23 protein-coding genes are annotated in these 21,898 nt (G+C 38.0%); 11 read left to right on the forward strand and 12 right to left on the reverse strand.

Annotated features, from left to right (window positions below; all coding sequences use genetic code 11):
• From rsxG to FE813_RS08235, 7 genes are all read right to left on the reverse strand, one after another.
• Positions 1 to 624 carry an electron transport complex subunit RsxG gene (gene rsxG, locus FE813_RS08205; protein ID WP_139990185.1) on the reverse strand — a complete coding sequence of 208 codons (624 nt, stop codon included), beginning with the start codon at positions 622 to 624 and terminating at the stop codon, positions 1 to 3.
• A complete protein-coding gene (rsxD, locus tag FE813_RS08210) occupies positions 624 to 1,700 on the reverse strand; it encodes an electron transport complex subunit RsxD (RefSeq protein ID WP_139990186.1) in 1,077 nt (358 codons plus the stop codon). The genes rsxG and rsxD overlap by 1 nt, the downstream gene beginning before the upstream one ends.
• Positions 1,701 to 1,704: 4 nt before the next feature.
• Positions 1,705 to 4,077 carry an electron transport complex subunit RsxC gene (gene rsxC, locus FE813_RS08215; protein ID WP_139990187.1) on the reverse strand — a complete coding sequence of 791 codons (2,373 nt, stop codon included), beginning with the start codon at positions 4,075 to 4,077 and terminating at the stop codon, positions 1,705 to 1,707.
• A complete protein-coding gene (gene rsxB / locus FE813_RS08220; protein ID WP_139990188.1) occupies positions 4,078 to 4,659 on the reverse strand; it encodes an electron transport complex subunit RsxB in 582 nt (193 codons plus the stop codon). It lies immediately after the preceding gene.
• 87 nt (positions 4,660 to 4,746) lie between these two features.
• Complete coding sequence (rsxA, locus tag FE813_RS08225; RefSeq protein WP_139990189.1) at positions 4,747 to 5,325, reverse strand: electron transport complex subunit RsxA; 579 nt, start codon at positions 5,323 to 5,325, stop codon at positions 4,747 to 4,749.
• Between the two features lie 91 nt (positions 5,326 to 5,416).
• Entirely contained in the window at positions 5,417 to 7,549 is a 2,133-nt protein-coding gene (gene yccS / locus FE813_RS08230) for a YccS family putative transporter (RefSeq protein WP_139990190.1), read from the reverse strand.
• A 101-nt stretch (positions 7,550 to 7,650) separates the two neighbouring features.
• Entirely contained in the window at positions 7,651 to 8,319 is a 669-nt protein-coding gene (locus tag FE813_RS08235; protein ID WP_139990191.1) for a curli polymerization inhibitor CsgI-related protein, read from the reverse strand.
• Positions 8,320 to 8,475: 156 nt separating this feature from the next.
• On the opposite strand from FE813_RS08235, the gene ribH reads away from it, so the two are divergent.
• From ribH to dapB, 6 genes are all read left to right on the forward strand, one after another.
• A complete protein-coding gene (gene ribH, locus FE813_RS08240) occupies positions 8,476 to 8,949 on the forward strand; it encodes a 6,7-dimethyl-8-ribityllumazine synthase (protein WP_005628657.1) in 474 nt (157 codons plus the stop codon).
• Positions 8,950 to 8,952: 3 nt separating this feature from the next.
• Positions 8,953 to 9,387, forward strand: coding sequence for a transcription antitermination factor NusB (nusB, locus tag FE813_RS08245; protein WP_139990192.1), 435 nt, complete (start codon positions 8,953 to 8,955; stop codon positions 9,385 to 9,387).
• Positions 9,388 to 9,452: 65 nt separating this feature from the next.
• Complete coding sequence (gene thiL, locus FE813_RS08250; RefSeq protein ID WP_139990193.1) at positions 9,453 to 10,439, forward strand: thiamine-phosphate kinase; 987 nt, start codon at positions 9,453 to 9,455, stop codon at positions 10,437 to 10,439.
• Positions 10,436 to 10,927, forward strand: a complete 492-nt coding sequence (locus tag FE813_RS08255; RefSeq protein WP_139990194.1) for a phosphatidylglycerophosphatase A family protein — start codon at positions 10,436 to 10,438, stop codon at positions 10,925 to 10,927. Before thiL ends, FE813_RS08255 begins: the two co-directional genes overlap by 4 nt.
• Entirely contained in the window at positions 10,927 to 11,556 is a 630-nt protein-coding gene (locus tag FE813_RS08260) for a LysE family transporter (protein ID WP_180978719.1), read from the forward strand. Before FE813_RS08255 ends, FE813_RS08260 begins: the two co-directional genes overlap by 1 nt.
• 16 nt (positions 11,557 to 11,572) lie before the next feature.
• Positions 11,573 to 12,385 carry a 4-hydroxy-tetrahydrodipicolinate reductase gene (gene dapB, locus FE813_RS08265; protein WP_139990196.1) on the forward strand — a complete coding sequence of 271 codons (813 nt, stop codon included), beginning with the start codon at positions 11,573 to 11,575 and terminating at the stop codon, positions 12,383 to 12,385.
• Here the strand turns inward: dapB and yfaE are convergent.
• Complete coding sequence (gene yfaE, locus FE813_RS08270) at positions 12,380 to 12,628, reverse strand: class I ribonucleotide reductase maintenance protein YfaE (RefSeq protein WP_118855033.1); 249 nt, start codon at positions 12,626 to 12,628, stop codon at positions 12,380 to 12,382. The two genes, dapB and yfaE, sit on opposite strands and share 6 nt — an antisense overlap.
• Positions 12,629 to 12,676: 48 nt before the next feature.
• Between yfaE and FE813_RS08275 the strand changes: the two genes are divergently transcribed.
• The 5 genes from FE813_RS08275 to FE813_RS08295 all read left to right on the forward strand — a co-directional run bounded on the left by FE813_RS08275 (position 12,677) and on the right by FE813_RS08295 (position 17,743).
• The gene (locus tag FE813_RS08275; RefSeq protein ID WP_235898324.1) at positions 12,677 to 13,354 is read left to right on the forward strand and encodes a hypothetical protein; all 678 of its coding nucleotides are present in this window, start codon (positions 12,677 to 12,679) and stop codon (positions 13,352 to 13,354) included.
• A gap of 148 nt (positions 13,355 to 13,502) precedes the next feature.
• A complete protein-coding gene (gene pheS / locus FE813_RS08280) occupies positions 13,503 to 14,492 on the forward strand; it encodes a phenylalanine--tRNA ligase subunit alpha (protein WP_005640625.1) in 990 nt (329 codons plus the stop codon).
• A 33-nt stretch (positions 14,493 to 14,525) separates the two neighbouring features.
• The gene (gene pheT, locus FE813_RS08285; protein WP_139990198.1) at positions 14,526 to 16,913 is read left to right on the forward strand and encodes a phenylalanine--tRNA ligase subunit beta; all 2,388 of its coding nucleotides are present in this window, start codon (positions 14,526 to 14,528) and stop codon (positions 16,911 to 16,913) included.
• Between the two features lies 1 nt (position 16,914).
• Positions 16,915 to 17,205: an integration host factor subunit alpha gene (locus FE813_RS08290; RefSeq protein ID WP_106014238.1), complete on the forward strand. Its 291-nt coding sequence runs from the start codon at positions 16,915 to 16,917 to the stop codon at positions 17,203 to 17,205.
• Between the two features lie 52 nt (positions 17,206 to 17,257).
• Positions 17,258 to 17,743 carry an NlpC/P60 family protein gene (locus FE813_RS08295; protein WP_139990199.1) on the forward strand — a complete coding sequence of 162 codons (486 nt, stop codon included), beginning with the start codon at positions 17,258 to 17,260 and terminating at the stop codon, positions 17,741 to 17,743.
• Positions 17,744 to 17,791: 48 nt separating this feature from the next.
• Here FE813_RS08295 and FE813_RS08300 read toward each other — a convergent pair whose 3' ends face one another.
• The 4 genes from FE813_RS08300 to potA all read right to left on the reverse strand — a co-directional run bounded on the left by FE813_RS08300 (position 17,792) and on the right by potA (position 21,734).
• On the reverse strand, positions 17,792 to 18,874 hold the full coding sequence (locus FE813_RS08300) for an extracellular solute-binding protein (RefSeq protein WP_139990200.1): 1,083 nt from the start codon (positions 18,872 to 18,874) through the stop codon (positions 17,792 to 17,794).
• Positions 18,875 to 19,001: 127 nt separating this feature from the next.
• Entirely contained in the window at positions 19,002 to 19,772 is a 771-nt protein-coding gene (gene potC, locus FE813_RS08305; protein ID WP_005628794.1) for a spermidine/putrescine ABC transporter permease PotC, read from the reverse strand.
• Positions 19,772 to 20,632, reverse strand: a complete 861-nt coding sequence (gene potB, locus FE813_RS08310) for a spermidine/putrescine ABC transporter permease PotB (RefSeq protein ID WP_005638601.1) — start codon at positions 20,630 to 20,632, stop codon at positions 19,772 to 19,774. Before potB ends, potC begins: the two co-directional genes overlap by 1 nt.
• Positions 20,616 to 21,734, reverse strand: coding sequence for a spermidine/putrescine ABC transporter ATP-binding protein PotA (gene potA, locus FE813_RS08315; protein ID WP_005645368.1), 1,119 nt, complete (start codon positions 21,732 to 21,734; stop codon positions 20,616 to 20,618). Before potA ends, potB begins: the two co-directional genes overlap by 17 nt.
• Positions 21,735 to 21,898 lie beyond the last annotated feature (164 nt).

Below are 21,898 nucleotides of genomic sequence, written 5' to 3' on the forward strand. Positions count from 1 at the left end.
TTATTTCATTTGTGTTGAAAGCTGTTGTAACAAGGCTTGGTTATTCAGCATGATTAATGTTGATCGTTTAGTTTGATTAACCACTGCGCGAGGTGTAATGGTTGCACCAGAAAATTGATCAAATTTTCCACCATCTTTTTTTACCGCCCATTCGCTTAAATTATGCTCATTAATCGACTGATGAGTGAAATTTAAAATCCAGTTGGAAATACGAAGTTCAATTTTATCGCCTAAGCCAGGTGTTTCATGGTGTTCAATGACTCGCACGCCTAACACTTCACCTTTCGGATCTAATCCCACAAGCAAGCGAATATCACCAGAATACCCATCCGGTGCGGTGGTTTCATAGGCATAGGCAGAAACATTTCCATCTTTTTTCGCAAAATAAATTTTCTGAATGCCCACCAAATTTTTATCTTGAGGAATAACCGCACTTTCTAGCAAATTATTATTGAAATAATCTTGTGGAATGACCTGTAAAAGCAATTCTCGTTGTTGTGCCGCCATCACTGCGTCAATTTTATCTTTTGTTAGAAAAAAAATACCCGCTGAAATGGCTGTGCAGAGTAGGGCGACAAAGCCTAACAATATCCCGTAACGCGATGTAATTTTTACTGTGCCCATTATTTTTTCCCTTTTGTTGGATAACCAGATACTCGAGGACGTGTGTAATGATCGATAAGTGGAACGCAAATATTACTTAATAAAATTGCGAATGCTACACCATCTGGAAAGTTTCCATGATAGCGAATGAGATAGACAAATACCCCCACTAATGCGCCAAAAATAATTTTTCCTCGTGGTGTAATGGAGGCTGTGACAGGATCTGTCGCAATAAAAAATGCGCCAAACATCATTGCTCCACTAACCAGTTGGCTGATCGCACTTAAATGCGTGAAGCCAGTAAAAGCAGTCACAGTGGCTAAACAGAAAAAGGTGACGAGCATCGCCACTGGAATTTGCCAATGAATGACACGTTTTAAAATAAGGAAAACTCCGCCCACTAAGAAAGCCACGTTGACTTGCCACCATCCTTGAGCAAAGTCGGTTCCATTACCCATAAAAATCGGAAGTTTAATTAACTCATAAAAATCATTTAATTGAGTGTGACTCTTATAGAAAATTTTTGCGCTATCCAAAGGCGTTGCTTGGGTGATGCCATCAATATTATGTGTAAGTTGTGAAAGCGTAAATCCATCAGTGGTTAAACCTGAAAATATTAATGAAAATGCATCTGAAAAAGTCGGTGGTTCCTGTAATAAATTAATTGGTGGCATCCAAGTTGTCATTTGTAACGGGAATGAAATTAAAAGAATTACATAGCCAATCATTGCTGGATTAAATGGATTTTGCCCTAAACCACCATAAACCTGTTTACCTAATAAAACCGCACAGAGTGTTCCAATGATGATGATCCAATAAGGCGCATAAGGTGGAATAGCCATCGCCAAAATTAAAGCAGTCAGGGATACGCTGAAATCTGAAAGATAATTTAGCGGTTTTTTACTACGTAATTTTATTGCAATAAATTCCGCAATGATAGCTGTACCAATGGCTAATACAGATTGGAGCACCACGCCAAATCCAAAATAATAAATTTGCGTGAAAAAAGCTGGCATCATTGCCAACATTACCCAAAACATAATACGCGCTGTGAGTTTCCCCGAATGAGTATGAGGAGAGCTAACCATTTTAAACATTATTTTATTCCTGATTATTTTCTAATGTTGCTTGTGTTTTTGCCAATTTCTTTGCTTTTGCTCTAGCAATGGCCGCAGCTACAGCCGCCTTTTTCGGATCAAGTGCAGTTGAATTTTCTTCTGTCTTTTCTACCGTACTTTCTATAGCTTGAGTGCTTAGAACTGATTCTGTAGTCCCATTCACTTGCGCAAGTTTTTTTGCTTTTGCACGAGCAATCGCAGCGGCTACCGCCGCTTTTTTCGGATCGAGTGCGGTTGAATTTTCTTCTGTTTTTTCTACCGCACTTTCTACGGCTTGAGTGCTTGGAACTGATTCTGTTGTTCCCGCTTGTGCAAGTTTTTTTGCTTTTGCTCGAGCAATAGCAGCAGCTACGGCTGCTTTTTTCGGATCAAGTGCGGTTGAATTTTCTTCTGTTTTTTCTACCGCACTTTCTACGGTTTGAATATTTGAGACTGATTCAGTGGTTCCATTCGCTTGCGCAAGTTTTTTTGCTTTTGCACGAGCAATCGCTGCAGCTACCGCCGCTTTTTTCGGATCAAGTGCGGTTGAATTTTCGTCTGTTTTTTCTACCGCACTTTCTATGGCTTGAGTGTTTGGAACTGATTCAGCGGTTTCATTTGCTTGTGCAAGTTTTTTCGCTTTTGCTCGAGCAAGTGCGGCTGCAACTGCTGCTTTTTTCGCATCGGTTGGTTGAGTTTGTTGTTCTTGATTTTCGACTTGAGATTCCGCTTGCTGACGAGCCAGACGACGAGCTTTACGTTGTGCCATTAAATCCGTGTTATCAGGTAAAACTTCCCCTTTTTCTGAGGTGATCGTTTTAACTTGTATTGATTCTGTTTCATTGGCTTTTTTCGCTTTCAAGCGTTCTAGCGCTGCTTTAACAGGATCTTCACCTTTGGTTTGCGCTAATTCTTCACGACGTGCTTCTGCTGCACGTTGTGAACGTGCTTTACGCTCTTGTTCTTCACGTTCCATTCGCACTTGTTTCGCTTCAAAGCGAATTTTGGCTTCATCTGATTTTTTCTGTTTTTCTTTTATTTGCCAAATTTTTGCTTTTTCTTGGCGGAAATATTGAATCAGTGGAATATGGCTTGGGCATACGTAGGCGCAAATCCCGCACTCGATACAATCTTTGAGGGCGTATTCTTCCGATTTTTTGTGATCTTCACTACGCGCAAACCAGTAGAGTTGCTGTGGCATCAAGTTGACTGGGCAGGCATCAGAACAGCTAGAACAGCGAATACAAGCTTGTTCGGGCTCTGGTTCTGCATATTCAAAATAGTCTGGTGCAAGCAAGCAGTTGACAATTTTTGTCACCGGTGCATTGAGGTTGGAAAGTTCCAATCCCATCATTGGGCCACCCGCAAACACTGGGTAACGTTTATCAAATTGATAGCCTGCGTTCGTCAATACTTGAGAAATTGGTGTACCAAGTCGAACCCAATAATTACCTTTTTCAGGAATTTTATCACCTGTAAGGGTGACGACACGTTCAATTAAAGGTTCGTCATTTATCACCGCTCTTTTAATTGCAAAGGCTGTACCAACATTATGCATCAGTACGCCAATACTAGAAGAACGCGCACCACTTGGCACTTCCATTCCTGTAAGCAAATAAATAAGCTGTTTTGCGGCACCCGAAGGATATTTTGTTGGAATCACTCGAATGCTAATGTCATTTGCTCCCTGTAGCGCTTTGCGGATTGCCTCTATTGCTTCAGGTTTGTTATCTTCAATGGCGATGACTACGTTTTCAGGTCGTAGGATATAACGTAAAATACGAATGCCTTCTATGATTTCATTGGCGCGTTCACGCATAAGACGATCATCACAAGTGATATAAGGCTCACATTCTGCACCATTGATAATTAAGAGTTTAACTTTTTTCTCTGCTGATTGAATTTTAGCGGCAGTCGGAAATACTGCACCGCCCAAGCCAGCTATACCAGCTTGATAGATTTTGTTAATGAGTTGTTCTGGCGAGAGTGTTAAAAAATCATCAATAGGATTACGTTCTAGCCATTGATCTAACCCATCTGCTTGCAAATGAATTGTAGCTTCATCAAGACCAGACGGATGTGCAGCGACATAAGGTTTAATCGATTTAATTGTGCCTGAAGTGGGCGCATGAATGGGTAGCATACGTAAGCCATCGCCTTGCGTTAAAGATTGACCTTTTAATACGTAATCGCCTTCCTTTACTAAAAGGTTACCTATTGTTCCTGCGTGCTGTTTAAGAGGAATGTAAAAATCCGTAACTAAAGGGTGATAACGTAATGGTTGTGAATTAGATTGTGATTTCATTTCAGGCGGATGAATGCCACCTTTGAAATCCCATAATTTACCGGAATTGAAACGAGATAATACGTCCGCCATTTATTCCCCCACAACCAATTTTTTCTCAGTGCCATTTACATTCATTACTGGAATGACTAATTTTGCATCAAACTTCCAATCCCAATTATCGATATTTTTTTTCACGGGAATCATTGATATACAATCTGTCGGGCAGGGCGCGACGCAAAGTTCACAACCTGTACAGAGATCTGGAATGATTGTATGCATGAATTTATTTGTACCAATAATAGAATCGACAGGACAGGCTTGAATGCATTTTGTGCAGCCAATACACATATTTTCATCAATAAAAGCGACTTTCTCGATAGGTTCTTCTACACCGTCCATTGCTGGTACATCAACACCTAAAATCTCTGCGATTTTTACGATGGTAGGTTGACCTCCAGGAATACATTTTGTGATTTCATCTCCATTGCAAATAGCTTCAGCGTATGGTTTGCAGCCAGGATAACCACATTGTCCACATTGGCTTTGTGGCAAAATAGAATCAATTTTTTCCACAATGGGATCAGCTTCAACTTTGAGTTTAAGTGAAGCAAAGCCTAAAATCGCACCGAAAATTAAAGCGAGTAAAGTGATTATGATGAATAGAAGGGTCATTATTTCTTTCTTTTTCCTGAAAAATACTGAGAGAACCCAATAAATAAAATCAAAATGGTAATAGCCATTAAAAGATAGATCATTTTATTACTTCACTAGTCCTGTGAATCCCATAAAAGCAAGAGACATCAAACCAGCTGTGATAAGGGCGATAGATGAACCCTTGAAAGTTAAAGGTACATCGGCCGCGACAAGACGTTCACGAAGCGCAGCAAAAAGCACTAATACAAGTGCAAACCCAAGAGATGCACCAAAACCATAAACGACTGATTCCGTTAAATTATGAGCAAGATTTACATTTAATAATGCGACACCGAGAACTGCACAGTTTGTGGTTATCAAAGGCAAGAAAATTCCAAGTAAACGATATAGCGTTGGGCTAGTTTTATTTATTACCATTTCGGTAAATTGTACCACTACGGCAATAACCAAAATAAATACTAATGTGCGTAAAAAAGTAGCACTCAAGGGAACAAGAATATAATGATCAACTAAATATGCGCAAAGGGAGGCGACGGTTAATACAAACATTGTTGCTAGTCCCATACCTACTGCGGTTTCAATTTTCTTTGATACCCCCATAAACGGGCATAGTCCTAAAAACTTTACAAGTACAAAGTTGTTAATTAATGCAGTACCGATAATCAATAAAATATAATTTGTCATTTTTCTTTGCCTTTTATGTAGGGAAGTATTATCGCTATTTATGAATTGAAGAACAATAGGTATTTTTAAATGCGATAAACCCTACTATTTATCAGTATTCTTTGTGAAAATAACCATAAAAAGCGGGCAATAATTGTGTGATTAAATTTAGCTGCTGATAAGGCAAGCTAAATGCTGTGCGATCTTGTTCTGTCATTTCCTGTTTCTCTAACTCCTTTAGGTGGGTTTCAATGTTTTTTTGGAGTTTTGCAAATATATCTGGCGGTATTTTTTCGATATTTTCAAGAGAATAAATAATTTTTTTGGCAACAGGATAGAAACCAGATAAAAATTGTGTAGTTTGTTGTAGAGTATTCATTTTTTCACGATAGGAACCTAGCGCAGAAATATAACTTAATAAGGAATAATTCAGTTTAAGTAAATCAAACCCTTGTTGTAAAAATGCTTTGTATTTTTCAGGTTCATTATTCATGTTTGAAAGTGTTGTACTAAGTGCTGCTGCATATTGATGTGCATTACGACGAGCAATGCGATACTTTAGATCATCACTTTTACCAAATTGTAGTTGACTAATAATATGTAAAAGATAAGTTGCATCACTTTGAATCGCTTTATGGCTAACTTTATCTAATTGTAAATATTTCCAATCAGGCCATAAATAAGAAACAGCAAACCATGAGATAGCCGAACCTAGTAATGTATCAAGTAAACGAGGTATGAGTGCAGCTGAAGTATTAAAACCCATAACATCAAAGCTTAACAAGACCTGTAATGTGATAAAAAAGGTAGAGAAGCTGTAATTATTACTGCGAAAGAAGAAAAATAGTGTACTAGTAAGGACTACAAGACCCAGCTTAAGTTCTAAGGTTGGATTAAAATAGGGTAAAAGCGATCCTATCACCACGCCAAGAAAAGTGCCGATAATCCGCTGGCGTAAACGTGTTTTGGTGGCAGAATAGTTTGGTTGGCAGACAAAGACAGCGGTGAGTAAAATCCAATAACCAAGATTAAATTGGAAAAACTCTACGATGACACAGCATAAAAAAACCACTATTGATAAACGTATTGCATGGCGAAAGAGTTGAGATTCAAAGGTAAAGTGGCTAAAAATTGCAGTAGAGATATTTTTTAAGCCTGTAATTTGATCCGTATGAATTCTTGCTAAATGATCAGCATCATCTGTTTCTTGGGTAAGTTGTCGAAGTTGCCAGTTAATACTTTGCAAGTTGTCTAGTAGGGTCTGAATCTCAATAAGCTGATCTTTATCATAGATGTGTTGTTCTCGATATAGCTGGAAGGAGTGCAATGTACCCGATAGTGCGCGTTCAACCCGTTCATTGAATTGATAGTTTTTATTTTGGCGTAAACTCGTTGTTACTTCTCGGCAAGATTGTGCTTGTAATTCTAGTAGGCGCTGAATGCGAAAAATTAAGTCTGTATTTTTTAGTTTTTCAGTAATTTGCTGATAATCAAAATGAGTAGAATTTACACGTTCATGAATATCTTGCGCAGCAAAATAATAGCGGAGCATTCGTTGTGTGCGAGGATGTCGATGTTGACCACGAATACGATAGAATAGTGCTGTACGAACAACATTAAATGCAGAAACTACATTTGCATTTTTCATAGCGAAATTAAGATGTTTTTTTTCTATTTCATTTATTTCATCGGGATCAAAAAAATAAGATTTGGCATCTAAGTAATCACCTAGCGCACAGAAAGCTTTAGCAACACTTTCTTGTACGGGACGATTGGGAAAGAATAAGTAGACAATGAGTGTTATTACACTATAAAGTAGTGTACCGCATAGAATCATGACAGGGTTGATAAACCATTCATGTATTTCAGGCGTATAGGTTAGCGTAGTATAAAGTGCCACAACTAGTGTACCAAATGCAATGGTACTATAGCGTTGCCCAACAGCACCTATCATAGTAAAAATAAATGTAAGCGCAGTCATCAAGGCAATATATTGTATTGGCTTACCGATATTTAATTGGACAATAAAGGATGAAATAGAGAAAGCTATCAATGTATAAAAGACATTTTTTAAACGCCCAGTTAAACGATTGTCTAAATCAACTAATCCTCCTGCAATAATACCTAGAATTAAAGGCATAGACTGTTGAGAGATATTAAATGCCCATACGCTAATTGCGGCAATATTTACAGCAATAAAAATAGGAATGGAAGCAATCACTTTAGCATTTAACCAGTTGTTCATTATTCATCCTTATTACAATAGAAAAAGTGAGCAGCAAGGCTCACTTTTATTATCTATATAAGCGCACTCAAACATCAAAGCTTTTTGAACGAGATAATGCATTAATTGTGGGATTTTGCCCAGTTTAAGAAACGTATTTGGGTTTCCTTATCTGCTTGTTGGAACCAGTATTGAAGTTGCTGTTCTGCAACATTCTCACCTTGAACAACAACTTTCCCTTTGTTTATTTTAGCATTGCTTGCAGAAGCAACTGGCATTGTGGTTGGTATTGCTGCAGTCGAAAATGCTGCAACAGATGCGGTTGCACCTGAGGCATTATATGTAGAAAGATCGTTTACCACGTTTGCACTAGGGAATAAACCCTCTTGTTTTAAAACATCTACTTTCGCTGCAATAGTATTACCTGATTTGCTAGTAATATTAATTGTTGGTGTACTATTAAATTTTTCACCTTCGGAACGGCTACGGATTGAAGGTGCAGAGATAGTAATATCTTCTGGGGAACCTTTGAATGTAACAATGATAGGACTAGATTCAAATAAAGATTGATTAGAACCTGAACCAACAATATCACCTAAACGAACAACTACTTGATGTGTTTCAGTATCATTGATGTTAAACGATTTTGTTTCTTTTAATAATGCTTTTGATGCTTTTTGTCCATCAATGGCTAAAAACTCAAGATTAGATGACGTCGAAACCATTCCAGCAAAGCTCGTTGAGCTAGCACATAATACTGCTAGGCTTAATGCAATAGTGCGTAATTTCATAATTGCTCCTTTTAATAGATGAAAATTAGAACAACGCCTATGCTATGCTAAATTCACTAAAATGAAAATAAAAAAGTGCGGTTGGTTTTAAAAAAGTTTTTTTATGCTAGAATTCTCTACCAAATTAACGATAGCGATTTTTTAATAGGAAAAAATATGAAAGTTTTAGAAGGCTCAGTCGCAGCACCTAATGCAAAAGTTGCAGTAGCAATTGCTCGTTTTAACAGTTTTATTAATGAAAGTTTATTAGAAGGCGCAATTGATGCATTAAAACGTATCGGCCAAGTGAAAGATGAAAATATCACTATCGTGCGTGCTCCTGGTGCGTATGAGTTGCCATTAGTTGCTCGTCGTTTAGCTGAAAGTAAAAAATTTGATGCGATTGTGGCATTAGGCACTGTTATCCGTGGCGGTACTGCGCACTTTGAATATGTAGCAGGGGAAGCAAGCAGCGGTTTAGGAAAAGTTGCAATGGATGCTGAAATCCCTGTCGCTTTTGGTGTATTAACCACAGAAAATATTGAACAAGCAATTGAACGTGCTGGTACTAAAGCAGGTAATAAAGGTGCAGAAGCAGCCTTAACTGCACTTGAAATGGTTAATCTTATTCAACAAATTGATGCGGCATAAATCATGACAGAACAAAAACAAGTGAAAAAGCCTTCTGCTCGTCGTCGTGCGCGTGAATGTACTGTTCAAGCATTGTATTCTTGGGCGGTATCTGGCAATCCTGCAGAACAAGTTGAATTAGCCTTTGTGTTAGATCAAGATATGGATGGGGTAGATAAACCTTACTTCCGTAAATTATTTCGTCAAACAGTAGAAAATATTGAAACCATTGATTTTTCAATTTCTCCTTATATTGACCGCGCTTTTGATGATCTTGATCCTATTGAAACTGCAATTTTGCGTTTGGCCGTTTATGAATTACACTTTGAATTAGATGTGCCATATAAAGTGGTTATCAATGAAGCGATTGAAGTAGCAAAAGTATTCGGTGCAGATGAAAGCCATAAATATATCAATGGCGTACTTGATAAAATCGCACCAGCATTAGGGCGTAAGTAATCCTTTTAAACTGAAAATGGCGCGCGTTTTTAACGCGTGCCTTTTCTTTTATAAGATAGGTGAAAATGGCAATGGGTGAATTTGATTTAATTAAACTATATTTTCAGCCACAAATATTAGTTGATGATTCCGTTCAATTATCTATTGGTGACGATTGTGCGCTGGTTTCCATGCCAGCGAATTATCAACTTGCCATTACGACCGATACAATGGTGGAAAATACACATTTTTTACCGACCATTTCGCCTGAAGATTTAGCTTATAAGGCCGTTGCAACAAATTTAAGTGATCTTGCTGCAATGGGGGCACAGCCAAAATGGGTTTCTCTGGCATTAACTTTGCCAAATGCAGATCAAAATTGGATTTCAGCATTTAGTCAAAGTTTATTGCACACGTTAAAACAATACAACGTCACATTAATTGGTGGCGATACCACAAAAGGCAACTTATCTATTACGATTACGGCACAAGGTTTTGTCGAAAAAAGTAAATGGATTTGTCGGCATAAAGCGCAAGTTGGTGATTTAATTTATGTTTCAGGCACTTTAGGCGATAGCGCAGCAGGTTTAACACAAATTTTATCAGGTAAAAGTGCGGTTGATTCTGATGATGTTTTTCTGCAACAACGTCATCTTAGACCCACACCTAGAATTGAACTTGGGCGGGCGTTAATTGATATTGCTCATGCTGCCATTGATCTTTCCGATGGGGTAATCTCTGATTTAGGGCATATTCTTGAACGAAGTCAATGTGGTGCTGAAGTTGAACTTACAGCTTTACCTCTTTCATCATCGATTTTAAATAAATATGATCGCACTCAAGCAGAACAATTTGCCTTAAGTGGTGGAGAAGATTATGAACTTTGTTTTACCATACCGCCCGAATATAAAAATGAATTAGAATTACGCTTGAAAAAACTGAACGTGCCTTGTACTTGCATTGGTAAAATCACAGAAAAGTGCAGCGACTTTTCGCCACGTTTTTTACGTGATGGAAAACCTGTGAATATAACTTTTTCAAGTGGTTTCGATCATTTTAAGGAATCAACATGACAGAAAATAATCCTCTTAAAAAAATCTCTCTTTTAAATCCTATTCATTTGCTTGCCGTTGGTTTTGGCTCGGGCTTAATTCATCCAGCTCCAGGTACTTGGGGGAGCTTAGCTGGAACAATTTTAGGCGTGATTTTGCTTTCTTTGTTAGGTGTAAAAACCTTTTTGATTTTTACCGCACTTTGTTTTCTACTAGGCTGCTATCTTTGTCAAAAAACCACAGCAGATATGGGCGTGCACGATCATGGTTCTATCGTCTGGGATGAATTTGTCGGCGTATTTATTGTATTAGCGGCGATACCGTCATTATCTTGTCAATGGATTTTGGCTGCTTTTGCATTATTCCGCTTTTTTGATATTTTAAAACCGTTCCCAATTCGTTATTTTGACGAAAAACTAGAAAGTGGTTTTGGCATTATGGTCGATGATGTTTTAGCAGCAATTTATGCCGTGATTGTCGTATTTGCAATTCAGTATTGGACGTTGTGATGCTGAATTTAATCATTGTGCATTTATTTGGATTAATGACGCCGGGACCTGATTTCTTCTATGTAAGTCGGATGGCGGCAAGTAACTCTCGTCGTAATACAGTTTGTGGCATTTTAGGCATAACGCTTGGCATCGTCTTTTGGGGAATGCTTTCTATGTTGGGATTGGCGGTGTTATTTGTCACTATTCCTGCATTACATGGCGTTATTATGTTACTAGGCGGTAGTTACTTAGCATATCTCGGTTTTTTAATGGCTCGCAGTAAAAAATACACCCAATTTGAACCGCACTCTGATACTGAATTTAATCAGCAAACCACAATCAAAAAAGAAATTGTGAAAGGGCTTTTAGTGAATTTATCCAATGCAAAAGTCGTGGTGTATTTTAGTAGCGTGATGTCGCTTGTCTTAGTAAATATCACTGAAATGTGGCAAATTATCTTGGCTTTTATGGTGATTGTGGTAGAAACATTTTGTTATTTTTATGTGATTTCATTGATTTTTTCACGTAATATTGCCAAGCGTTTATACAGTCAATACAGCCGTTATATTGATAATATGGCGGGTATTGTATTTTTATTTTTTGGTTGGGTGCTTGTTTATAGCGGCATCAACGAAATAATTCATTAATAAAAAAGGAAGTAACATGACATTAAAAATTGCAATCGCTGGTGCTGGCGGAAGAATGGGACGTCAATTAATTCAAGCGGTTCATTCTGCGGAAGGCGTAGAACTAGGTGCGGCTTTTGAACGCAAAGGATCGTCTTTAGTTGGGACGGATGCGGGAGAATTGGCGGGAATTGGTCAACTTGGTGTAACAGTTTCAGACGATCTTGAAAGCCAAAAAGATAAATTCGATTTATTAATCGATTTTACTCGACCAGAAGGCACCCTTGAACATATTGCATTTTGCATAGCGAATAATAAAAAAATGGTGATTGGTACAACAGGTTTTGATGAAAATGGTAAAGCGACGATTAAAGCAGCTTCAGATAAAATAGCTATTGTGTTTGCATCAAATTTCAGTGTTGGCGTGAATTTAGTTTTCAAGCTTTTAGAAAAAGCGGCAAAAGTGATGGGGGATTATTGCGATATTGAAGTGATCGAAGCGCATCACCGTCATAAAGTTGATGCGCCATCTGGTACCGCACTTTCTATGGGTGAACATATCGCAAAAACCTTAGGTCGTGATTTAAAAACTCACGGCGTATTTTGCCGTGAAGGAATCACAGGCGAACGTAAACGTGATGAAATTGGTTTTTCTACTATTCGTGCTTCGGATGTGGTGGGGGAACATACGGTTTGGTTTGCTGATATTGGCGAGCGTGTAGAGATTTCCCATAAAGCATCAAGTCGTATGACTTTCGCTAATGGTGCAGTACGTGCTGGTAAATGGTTAGAAAATAAGGCGAGTGGCTTATTTGATATGACCGATGTATTAGATTTAAATAATTTATAAATCAATTTCAATGTCACTTTCTACGTGACAACAGCATAATAAAATTTCATCAGGTTGAATAAAGGCAAGGGGCGTATCTTTATAGGATACCTTGCCTTTTTTGATCTTCACACGACAAGAACCACAATAGCCACTACGGCATTGATATTCATGATGAATATTATTTTTCTCGAGATGATCGAGTAAACTTGTTTCATTATTGAATTCTAATGTGGTGTTACTGTAGATTAGATGAATTTTCATAATAACAATGCAGTGAAATTTGTTGGGCATTATATAAGGAAAATCCATATGTTAAAAATACTGTGTTTTATAACCGCACTTTTTATTACGGCTTGTAGTTCAATTAGCAAAGAACCAGTGAAGACAGTGGATGTTTATATTAAACCTTATTATTCTGCTGAAAATGGAAAAGCAGAAAATGTATTTGTACATAAAGCAATTGATCCGATGCTACGTGAAAATACGATAAAAGGTTATGAAAGTGCGGTGAAATTTGTAGAAGAAAGTCCTGCTCGTATTTCACCAATGACGATGTTCACGTTAGCCGCTCGGGCTTACGATTTTGGCTTAAGAGATGAAGCGGTTACTTGGTTTTATCGTGGGCAAAACCGTTTGATTACCGCACTTTATGTGTTGGATTTACCAAAACAAACGGTGCAGGATAATACAGGGTTTAGCCATGTAGTGGGGCAGTTTGTTAATGCTTATGCGTTTTGTAATTTTGATAAACAAAATCGTGCTGCCGAAAATGCGGTGAAATGGACAATTACGCATCCTTATGAAGTTATTTTCTTACCAGCATTGCCTTCAAAATTTGCAGATCGTCAAAAAGCGTTAAAAGAAGCAGAAGAAAAATTAGTTCAACGTTTACAGGAACAAGCACGTTTTTTTGCTAATCCAAAAAATAAAGAAAAATGGCAAAAAGAGCGGTCAGAAAATTTTGTGAATGAACGATTTTGTTGGTAACAAGAAAAAATGGAATAGCAATAACGTTATTCCATTTTTATTTTTGATAAACCAATGATTTTTCGTATTATTCTTTTACTTTTTAAGTACTTGGTATTATCATTACTCGGTTTTTTATTTTATAGAGAAAAGAGAAGCAGGGGAAACTATGCAACATCTGAACGAGCTTGTTGAGAAAGCGAAATTAGCGATTGAATCCATTCAGGATAAAAGTTTAACGGCTTTGGATGAAATCCGTGTCGAATATTTTGGTAAGAAAGGGCATTTTACTCAATTAATGCAAGAATTGCGTAATGTGTCAGCTGAAGAACGTCCGGCTATGGGCGCAAAAATTAACGAAGCAAAACAAGCTGCGTTAGAATTTTTAAATGCAAAAAAAGCGGAGTGGGAACAGGCTGAACTTAACGCAAAATTAGAAAAAGAACGTGTTGATGTCAGTTTACCAGGTCGCAAAGTTGAAACCGGTGGCTTACACCCAGTCACCATGACGATTAATCGTGTAACAAAATTTTTCTCAGAACTTGGCTTTTCAGTTGAAAATGGCCCTGAAATTGAAAGTGATTATTACAACTTCGATGCTTTAAATATTCCTAAACATCACCCTGCACGTGCCGATCACGATACTTTCTGGTTTAATCCAGAATTATTACTGCGCACCCAAACTTCTGGCGTGCAAATTCGTACTATGGAAAAAATGCAGCCACCAATTCGCATTATGGCTCCAGGACGTGTATATCGTAATGACTACGATCAAACACATACGCCAATGTTCCATCAAATTGAACTACTTTATGTGGATAAAAAAGCAAATTTCACAGAATTGAAAGGTTTATTGCACGATTTCTTACGCGCTTTCTTTGAAGAAGATTTACAAGTGCGTTTCCGTCCATCTTATTTCCCATTTACTGAACCTTCAGCCGAAGTGGATGTGATGGGGAAAAACGGTAAATGGTTAGAAGTATTGGGTTGCGGTATGGTGCACCCAAATGTGTTGCGTAACGTGGGCATCGATCCGAATGAATATTCTGGTTTTGCCGTGGGAATGGGCGTTGAGCGTTTAACAATGTTACGTTATAACGTGACAGATTTACGTTCGTTCTTTGAAAACGACTTACGTTTCTTAAAACAATTTAAGTAATTTCTCGGATTTGAATTAAAAGGATAACAACAAATGAAATTTAGTGAACAGTGGGTAAGAGAATGGGTGAACCCTGCGGTGTCCACCGAGCAATTATGCGAGCAAATTACCATGCTTGGCTTAGAAGTGGATGGCGTGGAAACCGTTGCGGGTAAATTTAATGATGTCGTTGTTGGTGAAGTAGTGGAATGTGCACAACATCCAGATGCGGATAAATTACGTGTAACTAAAGTGAACGTAGGCGGTGATCGTTTATTGGATATCGTGTGTGGCGCACCAAATTGTCGTCAAGGCTTAAAAGTCGCTTGTGCAACAGAAGGTGCGGTATTACCTGGCGATTTCAAAATTAAGAAAACGAAATTACGAGGCCAACCATCAGAAGGAATGCTTTGTTCATTTTCTGAATTAGGTATTGATGTTGAAGCGGACGGTATTATTGAATTGCCACTTGATGCACCAATCGGTACAGATTTACGTGAATATTTAGGTTTAAATGATAATGCCATCGAAATTAGCTTAACGCCAAACCGTGCGGATTGTTTGAGCATTGCGGGTATTGCGCGTGAAATTGGTGTAGTAAATAAACAGCCTGTAAATCAACCGCACTTTGAAGCGGTTCCCGCAACAATTTCTGATAAAGTTCAAATTGATTTACAAGCACTAGAAGCTTGCCCGCGTTATTTATTGCGTGTGGTGAAAAACGTTAATGTGAAGGCTGAATCGCCAATGTGGATGCAAGAAAAATTGCGTCGTTGTGGTATTCGTTCTATTGATCCTATTGTTGATATTACTAACTACATTTTGCTTGAGCTTGGTCAACCAATGCATGCGTTTGATGCGGCTAAAGTTGCGCAACCTGTTCAAGTTCGATTCGCAAAAGAAGGTGAAGAATTAGTATTATTAGATGGCTCAACAGCAAAACTTCAATCAAATACTTTATTAATTGCCGACCAAAATGGTCCTTTAGCAATGGCAGGAATCTTTGGTGGTGCAGCCAGTGGCGTGAATAGCGAAACGAAAGATGTGATTTTAGAATCCGCATTTTTCGCTCCATTAGCTATTGCTGGCCGTGCAAGACAATATGGTTTACATACGGATGCATCACACCGTTTTGAACGTGGTGTGGATTTTGAATTAGCCCGTAAAGCTATGGAACGCGCAACCGCATTATTGCTTGAAATCTGTGGTGGTGAAGCGGGTGAGATTTGTGAAGCAAGCAGTGAAGCTCATCTTCCTAAAGTCAATACCGTTCAACTTCGCCGTAGTAAATTAGATGCACTTTTAGGTCATCATATTGAAACAGAAAGCGTAACGGAAATTTTCCATCGTCTTGGTTTCGATGTTACTTATGCAAATGATATTTGGACGGTAACTTCTGCAAGCTGGCGTTTTGATATTGAAATCGAAGAAGATTTAATTGAGGAAGTGGCGCGTATTTATGGTTATAACAGCATTCCAAACAATGCGCCATTAGCGCATCTCCGCATGCGTGAGCATAAAGAATCTGATTTAGATTTAGCTCGAATTAAGACCGCACTTGTGGATGCAGATTATCAAGAAGCCATTACTTATAGCTTTGTGGATCCAAAAATTCAAAGTTTATTACATCCACATCAAGAAGCACTTGTATTGCCAAATCCTATTTCTGTGGAAATGTCAGCAATGCGAGTGTCTTTGATTAGTGGTTTATTAGGTGCAGTGCTTTATAACCAAAATCGCCAACAGTCTCGTGTTCGTTTATTTGAAACTGGATTGCGCTTTGTGCCTGATGCCAATGCTGAATTTGGCGTGCGTCAAGAATTTGTTTTAAGTGCGGTAATTACTGGAACGGCAAAATCTGAACATTGGGCAGGTAAAGCAGAGTCTGTAGATTTCTTCGATCTTAAAGGCGATTTAGAATCTGTACTTTCTTTAACAGAAGGTGGTAATAGAGTTCGTTTTGTTGCAAAACAATTTGATGCATTACACCCTGGCCAATCTGCTGCTATTGAATTAGATGGTCAAGAAATTGGTTTTATTGGTGCAATTCATCCATCTATTAGCCAAAAACTTGGCTTAAATGGCAAAACTTTTGTATTTGAAATTCTTTGGAATGCAATTGCGGCACGTAATGTGGTGCAAGCAAAAGAAATTTCTAAATTCCCAGCAAACCGTCGTGATTTAGCTTTAGTCGTCGCGGATAGCGTACCAGCAGGGGAATTGGTCGCTGCATGTAAACAAGCAGGCGGCGAAAAATTGGTGCAAGTGAACTTGTTCGATGTATATCAAGGTGTGGGCGTCGCTGAAGGCTATAAGAGTTTAGCTATTAGCTTGACTGTCCAAGATAATGAAAAAACACTTGAAGATGAAGAAATTAATGCAGTGATTTCAGCAGTATTAGCGGAGGTAAAACAACGCTTTAATGCTGAATTAAGGGATTAATATGGCTACGATAACTAAAATTGATATTACTGAGAATTTAATTGAGAAATATCAGTTACCTAAAAATGAAGCAAAAAAAGTTGTAGAAAACTTTTTTGAGGAAGTCCGGATATCACTTGAATCTGGTCATGATGTAAAATTATCAGGGTTTGGTAACTTTGAATTACGTAATAAAGCTTCACGTCCAGGACGTAATCCTAAAACTGGAGATGTAGTGGCAGTTTCTGCTCGCCGAGTGGTAACATTTAAACCGGGGCAAAAGTTACGTGCTCGTGTAGAAAAAACTAAATAGTAAGCAACAAAAAGTGCGGTGAATTTCTACCGCACTTTTCATATGAAAAGGTATGAAAGTATATAAATCATTTTTAATCGCTACTGCCTCGCTGTTTTTATTCGCTTGTTCCAGTTTTCAAAACGATGATTATGCGATGAACTATAAAGGTCAAATCGGCGATCCTATTATGGCCATAGCCATGTTGAGCGAACAACAACATGAATGGGCGGGTACACCTTATGTGCTTGGCGGTGTTTCACGTCGTGGCGTAGATTGTTCTGGTTTTGTGCAGAAAACTTTCTTCGATCGTTTTAATCTTCATTTGCCAAGAAGTACAACTGAACAAGCCAATTATGGTAAACATGTACGCAAAGAAGATATTCAAACGGGTGATTTAATTTTCTTTAAAACTGGACGAGGCCCTAATGGTTATCATGTGGGGATTTATGTAAAAGAAGACAAATTCCTTCATGCTTCAACTAGAGGGGGGGTTGTCTATTCTTCAATGAAGAACCCTTATTGGTCTAAGGCATTTTGGCAGGTTAGACGGATTTAGATGATTTAAGTATAAGTGCGGTTTTAACCGCACTTGTATTTATTAGAATTATTTAGCTGCTTTTAATTCTTGATAATATTGTTCATAGAATTGAATTGCATCGCCAACGTCATCTTGCCAGTAGCTATTTTTTAATACATCAGCCGGTGGATAAATCGCTGGATCTTCAGTGATTTCTTTTGGTAATGCTTTTTTCGCTTCTAAGTTAGCTGTTGGATAGCCAATTGCTAAGGTTAATTTTTCTGCCGCTTTAGCGCCTAACATATAGTTAATAAGTTTATGTGCACCATCTGGGTTTTTAGCAGTTTTAGGAATTGCTAGAGTATCAACCCAAAGTACAGGGCCTTCTTTCGGGAATACCATGTCTAAAGGTGCTTTTTCTTTTTTAGCAATACGTACAGAACCATTCCATAATTGACCCACTTCAACTTCACCTGAGATGAAAGAATTAGCTGGATTATCGGAATTGAAAGAAAGTACGTTTGGACGTAGTTTTAATAATTCTTCATAGGCTTGTTTGATAATTGCTGGATCTTGAGTATTTGGATCTTGACCAATTTTCAATAAAGCGATGTTGAATACTTCGCGCGCATCGTCTAATAACTGAACTTTGTTTGCAAATTCTGGTTTCCACAAGTCAGCCCAAGAAGTGAATTGAGCGCCTTTATAAGTGTTGGTATTGAATGCAATACCTGGTGCACCTAATAACTGTGGAAGAGAGTATTTGTTACCTTTATCATAAGGTTTATTGAGCCAATCAGGGTCTAATTCTTTAATAACAGGCAATTTGCTGTGATCGAGCTCCATTAACATGCCTTCTCTAGCCATCTTAGAAACAAAGTAGTTAGATGGTGCAATCACATCATAGCCACCAGCAGCACCTTGAGTTTTGAGTTTTGCATACATCGTTTCGTTTGATTCTAGGCTTGAAACGATAACTTTGATGCCAGTTTCTTTAGTAAACTCATCTAAAAGACCATCTGGTACATATTCAGTCCATGTGTAGAGGTACACGGTGTCATTGGCAGTAGCCGGAGATTTTGCAGCTTCAGCTTTGCTATCTTTATCATTACAAGCAGTTAAAGTCGCAGCTACTAAGCCTGCAGTAATTAAACCTGCGAATTTTTTCATTTTTGTTTGTTCTCCGTAAAGAGTCGTAAAAAACCACCTGCCGAATGACAGGCATAAAAAAACGCCTTGATTGTGCGTCAAGGCGTATTTTATTTTAAATTCAAAGGTTTGTGAAACCTTTTGTTTATTAATGGTTATTTTTTCGTGTAATTAGCTGGCTTAAAACGACAAGAGCCAGTGAAAGCACGATCATAATCGTTGCTAAAGCATTAACTTCAGGTGTTACACCGGTTTTCACTAGAGAGAATATTCTCAATGGTAAAATTTCATAACTTACGCCACTGACGAATGATGAAACTACGACATCATCTAACGAAATAGTGAAACTTAATAACCAACCTGATACAACAGCAGGTAATGCTAAAGGAAGGATAATTTTACGTAAAATAGTCACTTCGCTTGCACCTAAGTCTTTCGCTGCTTCTAACATTCTAGAATCAAAGCCATTTAAGCGAGAGAAGATAGTTACGGTCACATACGGTAAACAGAAGGTCACATGGGCCAGTAATAAAGACCAGAAACCTAATGAAATACCCACAACCATAAATAATGCAAGCAAAGATACTGCCATTACAATATCTGGTGACATCATGACGATAAATAACATGCCGCTTACCGCTTGTTTACCGCGGAATCGATAGCGGTAAAGTGCGATTGCAGTTAATCCACCTACAATAGTAGCCAGTGTTGCCGCAAAAAATGCAATAGTTACCGAATGAATTGCAGCTTGTATTAAAGTGTCATTATTAAATAAACGCTCGTACCAGTTCCAGCTAAAACCTTTCCAACTTAAACCATAACGATCTTCGTTAAAGGAATTGGTGACCAAAATAATAATTGGGATATACAAATAAGCGTATACCACAAACATAAATGCATTACGTAGTAAACGACTCATTATTCTAACTCCACTTTCTTATTCAATAGTTTGTTCGCTCGGTAGTACACGAAAATCAACAATGCCATTAGAACAGTTAAACCAATACTGATTGCAGAACCAAATGGCCAGTTACGGGAAATTAAGAATTCGCTCTTAATTACGTTACCAACAAGCAATACTTTTGCTCCGCCAAGTAAGTCTGCTACGTAGAACATACCCATTGCTGGTAATAATACTAATAAACACCCCGCGATAATGCCTGGCATGGTTAATGGTAAAATGACACGGAAGAAACGTTGGAATGCATTTGCGCCTAAATCTCTTGCAGCCTCTAATAAGCGACCGTCTAATTTTTCAATCGCAGAGTAGAGTGGCAAAATCATAAATGGCAATAGTAAATAAACTAAGCCAATGATTACCGCAATTTCTGTATTCAAAATGCGAATGGGTTCACTCAAAATTCCCATGTCCATCAACATGGTATTAAGCACACCTTTCACACCAAGAAACACTTTCATTCCATAAATACGGATCAACGAGTTTGTCCAGAATGGTAAAACCACAAGGAATAATAAGAGCGGTCGATATTTAGGATTAATTTTGCTCATCATGAAAGCAAATGGATAGCCAACTAATAAGCAAATAATGGTAGCTATGCCCGACATATACAATGAATTCCACACAACTTGTGCATAAAGCGGATTAAACAAGTTTGTGTAGTTTTCAATGGTGATTGGGAAAGCGTAAAAGTCGCTACCGTCTCTAGTCAGAAAACTTACGGCGAATACCAATAAGTTTGGAATCAACACAAAGAAGATGAGCCAACTGAAGATAATCGCAACAGTAATTTTCTGGAATTTATTATTGATTATCTTCATCGTTGAGAACAACCTCCCAGCCTTCATGCCATGTGATACCTACGCGTTGACCTACGCTATGATCCATATGTGGATCGTCTTCGTTAAAGAATTCACTTACAAGTACACGCATGCCATTATGATCAAATTCTACCGTTGATTCTAATGTCATTCCTTTATAAGTGCGGTCAACAATGTGGCCGATAATCGCTTTAGAATGTTCATTTTCATCTAATTCTTCAATCACAATATCTTCAGGGCGAAGGAGTACTTGAAGTTTTTGATCTTTCTCAACAGGCATGTCTGTGTAAATATCACAAACGCGACCTTCCACATTCGCGAGTACAACTTGTTCTGATTTACGTTCAATCACAGTGGCTTCAAATACGTTAATTTCACCAATGAAACGAGCAACGAATAAATTCGCAGGATCTTCATAGATTTCACGTGGAGAACCATCTTGTGCGATTTTACCTTTACGCAACAACACAATACGATCAGACATTGTAATCGCTTCTTCTTGATCGTGGGTAACGAAAATAAAGGTAATGCCAAGCTGACGTTGTAACATTTTGAGTTCATTTTGCATTTGTTTACGCAATTTATAATCCAATGCAGATAAAGACTCATCAAGTAACAACACTTTTGGTTTATTTACTACGGCGCGAGCGATGGCAATACGTTGTTGTTGTCCGCCAGAAAGTTGGGTTGGTTTACGATCTGCCATTTCTTCTAGCTGTACCATACGCAAGGCTTCTAAAACACGCGGTTTAATTTCGTCGTTTGGTACTTTTTGCATACGCAAACCAAAAGCCACGTTCTCAAAAATTGTCATATGTGGAAATAGCGCATAGCTTTGGAATACCGTATTAATATGACGTTTTTCAGCAGGCACATTGGTGATATCTTCACCATCTAAAATAATGCTACCTGAATCCAATTCTTCTAAGCCTGCAAGTAAGCGCAAAACTGTGGTCTTACCACAGCCTGAAGGGCCGAGAATAGTGACAAATTCACCATTATTAATTGTAAGATTGAAATCGTTAATAATGGTGTTAGAACCATAGGATTTTTTGATTGAACGAAGCTCAATAATAGGCTTGTTTTGAAGCTGATTTTCCACTAGCTTTGGTTTTCTCCCTAATTTCACCAATGATTTGGTACTGAGTAGAAATAAAACCTGCAAGACTGCAGGGGCGACATATAAAAATAGACGCCTATGATATAGTGAATTGTTAATAATTAAAAGGACTTAATGCCTTAGAAAGTAAAAAAACTGCCGTTCAT

The organism is Haemophilus seminalis (assembly GCF_006384255.1).
GTDB lineage: Bacteria > Pseudomonadota > Gammaproteobacteria > Enterobacterales > Pasteurellaceae > Haemophilus > Haemophilus seminalis.

Excerpts from the sequence above, each read along its gene's own strand:
- nusB (WP_139990192.1), top strand. The coding sequence starts at position 8,953 with ATGACAGAACAAAAACAAGTGAAAAAGCCTTCTGCTCGTCGTCGTGCG.
- FE813_RS08290 (WP_106014238.1), top strand. The coding sequence starts at position 16,915 with ATGGCTACGATAACTAAAATTGATATTACTGAGAATTTAATTGAGAAA.
- FE813_RS08255 (WP_139990194.1), top strand. The coding sequence starts at position 10,436 with ATGACAGAAAATAATCCTCTTAAAAAAATCTCTCTTTTAAATCCTATT.
- thiL (WP_139990193.1), top strand. The coding sequence starts at position 9,453 with ATGGCAATGGGTGAATTTGATTTAATTAAACTATATTTTCAGCCACAA.
- FE813_RS08295 (WP_139990199.1), top strand. The coding sequence starts at position 17,258 with ATGAAAGTATATAAATCATTTTTAATCGCTACTGCCTCGCTGTTTTTA.
- rsxG (WP_139990185.1), bottom strand. The coding sequence starts at position 624 with ATGGGCACAGTAAAAATTACATCGCGTTACGGGATATTGTTAGGCTTT.
- pheT (WP_139990198.1), top strand. The coding sequence starts at position 14,526 with ATGAAATTTAGTGAACAGTGGGTAAGAGAATGGGTGAACCCTGCGGTG.
- rsxD (WP_139990186.1), bottom strand. The coding sequence starts at position 1,700 with ATGTTTAAAATGGTTAGCTCTCCTCATACTCATTCGGGGAAACTCACA.
- potC (WP_005628794.1), bottom strand. The coding sequence starts at position 19,772 with ATGAGTCGTTTACTACGTAATGCATTTATGTTTGTGGTATACGCTTAT.
- FE813_RS08300 (WP_139990200.1), bottom strand. The coding sequence starts at position 18,874 with ATGAAAAAATTCGCAGGTTTAATTACTGCAGGCTTAGTAGCTGCGACT.
- rsxB (WP_139990188.1), bottom strand. The coding sequence starts at position 4,659 with ATGACCCTTCTATTCATCATAATCACTTTACTCGCTTTAATTTTCGGT.
- ribH (WP_005628657.1), top strand. The coding sequence starts at position 8,476 with ATGAAAGTTTTAGAAGGCTCAGTCGCAGCACCTAATGCAAAAGTTGCA.
- yfaE (WP_118855033.1), bottom strand. The coding sequence starts at position 12,628 with ATGAAAATTCATCTAATCTACAGTAACACCACATTAGAATTCAATAAT.
- FE813_RS08235 (WP_139990191.1), bottom strand. The coding sequence starts at position 8,319 with ATGAAATTACGCACTATTGCATTAAGCCTAGCAGTATTATGTGCTAGC.
- potB (WP_005638601.1), bottom strand. The coding sequence starts at position 20,632 with ATGAAGATAATCAATAATAAATTCCAGAAAATTACTGTTGCGATTATC.
- FE813_RS08260 (WP_180978719.1), top strand. The coding sequence starts at position 10,927 with ATGCTGAATTTAATCATTGTGCATTTATTTGGATTAATGACGCCGGGA.
- rsxC (WP_139990187.1), bottom strand. The coding sequence starts at position 4,077 with ATGGCGGACGTATTATCTCGTTTCAATTCCGGTAAATTATGGGATTTC.
- FE813_RS08275 (WP_235898324.1), top strand. The coding sequence starts at position 12,677 with ATGTTAAAAATACTGTGTTTTATAACCGCACTTTTTATTACGGCTTGT.
- dapB (WP_139990196.1), top strand. The coding sequence starts at position 11,573 with ATGACATTAAAAATTGCAATCGCTGGTGCTGGCGGAAGAATGGGACGT.
- pheS (WP_005640625.1), top strand. The coding sequence starts at position 13,503 with ATGCAACATCTGAACGAGCTTGTTGAGAAAGCGAAATTAGCGATTGAA.
- yccS (WP_139990190.1), bottom strand. The coding sequence starts at position 7,549 with ATGAACAACTGGTTAAATGCTAAAGTGATTGCTTCCATTCCTATTTTT.
- rsxA (WP_139990189.1), bottom strand. The coding sequence starts at position 5,325 with ATGACAAATTATATTTTATTGATTATCGGTACTGCATTAATTAACAAC.